The sequence below is a fragment of the uncultured Cardiobacterium sp. genome (genome assembly GCF_938028185.1).
Classification (GTDB): Bacteria; Pseudomonadota; Gammaproteobacteria; order Cardiobacteriales; family Cardiobacteriaceae; genus Cardiobacterium.
In genome coordinates this window covers 1-3,275 of the sequence record NZ_CALJAH010000145.1, presented here as the reverse complement: position 1 = coordinate 3,275, position 3,275 = coordinate 1, and the positions used below count along the sequence as shown (strand labels likewise).

Annotated in this window: 5 protein-coding genes; all 5 read left to right on the top strand. The window is 48.6% G+C overall.

The features are described from left to right. The first annotated feature begins 225 nt into the window (after positions 1-225). The 5 genes from Q0349_RS04455 (at position 226) to csm6 (ending at position 3,134) form a co-directional block, all read left to right on the top strand. On the top strand, positions 226-444 hold the full coding sequence (locus Q0349_RS04455) for a hypothetical protein (protein ID WP_298079675.1): 219 nt from the start codon (positions 226-228) through the stop codon (positions 442-444). 105 nt (positions 445-549) lie between these two features. Then, positions 550-939: a hypothetical protein gene (locus tag Q0349_RS04450; protein ID WP_298079674.1), complete on the top strand. Its 390-nt coding sequence runs from the start codon at positions 550-552 to the stop codon at positions 937-939. 82 nt (positions 940-1,021) lie between these two features. Further along, positions 1,022-1,393, top strand: coding sequence for a hypothetical protein (locus Q0349_RS04445; protein ID WP_298079673.1), 372 nt, complete (start codon positions 1,022-1,024; stop codon positions 1,391-1,393). A 159-nt stretch (positions 1,394-1,552) separates the two neighbouring features. Further along, a complete protein-coding gene (locus Q0349_RS04440) occupies positions 1,553-2,038 on the top strand; it encodes a hypothetical protein (RefSeq protein WP_298079672.1) in 486 nt (161 codons plus the stop codon). A gap of 16 nt (positions 2,039-2,054) precedes the next feature. After that, on the top strand, positions 2,055-3,134 hold the full coding sequence (gene csm6 / locus Q0349_RS04435; protein WP_298079671.1) for a CRISPR-associated ring nuclease Csm6: 1,080 nt from the start codon (positions 2,055-2,057) through the stop codon (positions 3,132-3,134). Positions 3,135-3,275 lie beyond the last annotated feature (141 nt).

The following is a 3,275-nucleotide window of genomic DNA, read 5'->3' as shown; positions in this document are numbered from 1 at the left end:
CGCGTTGGCGGGCTTTTTTATGCGACAAATTTGTCTTTGCTGATGACTGGCCTCTGGCGGACTATGCTTGCCACACATAAAAACTGTGGGGCGATTATCGAATCCGTAGTGCCACAAAATTGTCAGGGCAAGTGATAGCTTATTTATGGTGTAACCTGCACATATCAAAGATAATAACCCTTTTCGTAAATAATCATCCGTATTTGCCAAATCAGCGAGTATTTTATGTCTCTCTATCATATCCTTCTGCTTCCCGTCTATTTATGGCTTGCCTGGCTTCTCTGGGCAATTATTTATGTTGCATTTGTTGCCATACTGGCATTCATCGCACAGTTGTTTTCTCCCGCTGACAGCGATGAGGCATCTGACCAGAATGGCGGAAACAATGCGGGTTGTGTCGTTATCTTTTTTGTTCTTTTCCTGCTGTGGCTATTAAACCAATAGCATTCAGAATCTGGGTAACTTCTATCCTGTCCCACAATTTTGCCAAAAGGGACAAGTGCTATTACCCGCCCTATCATGAATCCATCACAACAACCGGAGTAAAAAATGTTCTTGATCATGAAAGCCAAAGATATGTCTCATTCCATCTGGTTTGAAACAGACAATCCGAATACTGCCGAACATATGGCAGAACTCGACAAACTGGAGAAATACCATCCCGAACCGGTCGCGCTGGAAATTTACGAAGTCAAAGGTGAAAAATGGCATCGCTATTGGCTGGAGCAATATGCCTGGGAGCAGCACCAGCAGGAAAAACATACGGAAATTTTGCATTCTGCCGCAGAAAATCCGCCCGCGCCGACGATTGGCGCCGATACCTGGTTTTCCTTTCTTTATGATTCGTTGGCGCAAATCCGGCAAACACTGGAACAAATCCATGTGCAGCAAAACATCATGCTGAATATGCTCAAGAATGTGGAACGCCCGCCGTTTTAACCGTTCTCTGACTTCATCGGGTGGGGCTTGCCCCACCTGTCTTTTCTATGGGCAGCGATAAAACTGCCATGCGAGGCCAATCATGCATACCGATTTTTCAACCAGCGAATTTAAGGCATTGGCGCTGGGCTATCAAAAGGTAACGGATACGCGCGCTTATGGCGGGGTTTATTACCTCAAGGATGGCAAGCGCTGGATTTTCAATCTGACTGCACTCGGGCGCGCGCTTGGCATTTCGACACCGCAGGAATTTGCTGCAGCTGGCTATGCCATTGATGATTTTCTTCTCTATGGTGCGCTGTCCATTCCTGAATTTTTACGGCTGTTGCCGGATAAAGACACGGCAGGCGAAAACGCACCGCAACCTGAAATCAGCCAAAGACATTGTTTTGAAGGTGCGGATGAATCTTTTATGTCCTGGCTGTCGCATACACTACATCAACAAACCTCGTAACAAAGTTGTCGTCAATGCTTCCCGGTAAACGCGCCGTTATACTTCATCGCAATCCAGCCGTTATCCATGAGTCAAAACGCGCTGTACACAAATTTGTCTTTCTTCTTTCCTGGGCTATTTTCTCTTATTCTGCTTCTGCCGTAATTACTGCATTCATCTATGAAAATCAACGTTAAATACCGTAATCGTAAATCTGCTTTCCGTAGCGCCTATGAAATGGGTGTACAGAAAGCGCTGATTCTCGGCTACAAGCGTGTTGAGGATGCGCGGGCGTTTTGTGGTGAATACTATATAAAGAACGGCAAGATATGGATTTTCTTTCTGGAAAGTCTTGCCCGCAAGATTGGTGCGTGCTGCCATAATGATTTTCGCAAGAATCATTATGCCATCGAAGACTATCTGCTCTACAACGATATGTCCATCGAGGAAATGATCATTGCTGTCTTTGGTGAAGGCTCCCCGGAATATTGGGAGCATTGCCATGCATTTACCGAAGAAGACGTGTATGATGACTATTCTTGCGGTGAGGATAGTGTCGCAAGCATCATGAGTGATATTTATGAGATGAATGGCGGTGATGGCGGCGAGATTTATATCGGCGATGGCACCTGGCTCAGTGCCGACGGCAGCTATCGCTGTCGCTAACCTGTGAGGGAACGTTATGAACAAGAAACGCAAAATTTTGGTCGCGGTGACGGGGATGTCGCCGCAGATTGTTACGGAAACACTGTATGCGCTGGTTGTGCAGCAGCAATGGCTGCCGGATGAGGTACACGTTTTGACCACCGGAGCCGGGGCAGAAAAAATCCGCACCGCGCTTTTTGCGGACGGGCATTTCGCCCGTTTTTGTGCTGATTATGCGCCCGATGGTATTGGCTTTACGCCCGAGCATATTCATTTGATTCGTGATGCACAGGGCAATGTCCTCGATGATATTCGCACGCCCGCAGAGAATAATCTGGCGGCGGATATGATTGTCCGCTTTATTCATGATCTTTGCCGTGAGGAGGATACGGCATTGCACGTTTCGATTGCGGGCGGACGCAAGTCGATGGGGTTTTATATTGGTTATGCGTTGTCGCTGTTTGGTCGCGTGCAGGATCGGTTGTCGCACGTGTTGATTAATGAGCCGTTTGAGGCGAACCGTGACTTCTTTTTCCCGCCGCGCGTGCCGCAATGGATTGACACGCCACAGGGCAAGGTTTCTACCGACAAGGCAGAAGTGATGCTGGCCGATATTCCGTTTGTACGGATGCGCGACGGGATGCCCAATTTGGTGCTGGATGCAAACTGGACTTATGGGCAGGCGGTGGAACAGACGCAATTGCAATGGACGGACTGGCGTATTGAGATTGATGTGGTCGCGCAATCGTTGCGTTTCGGCAATACGCCGCCGCTGAAATTGCCGTTACAGCAATTCGCCCTTTATGCAGCGATGGTCAGGCTGTATGAGGAAGGCAAGTCTGTTGGCAGAAAAGATATGGAATTGCTGGCGCGCCATTTTCGTGAATTTTATTCAAAGGAATATGCCGATAATGGCGAACGCTATAGTGATTTTCTTGCCAGCTCGAATTATGAGGAAATGCACCGCATTTTGCGCGAAGGCTCTGCCCGTATTTTTAAGGCGCTGAACAAGCATTTGGGCGCGCCCGCCGAGAAGTTTCGTATTACCAGCAGCGGCAGGAATAATGCCAGGGTGTACGGGCTGGCGATGGGCAAGGCGCAGATTGTGTGGCGATAGGTTTTGCGGGTGTGGGTGGCACGGTTTTTCCGGGCTATAGGACAAATGGGAGGCTAAAACGCTATCGACCAGGGACTGTTTGCGTCGTTTTATAGCCATCCACCGAAAGTTTCAGACAAGGCGCGTCGCCGAAGACAGTAC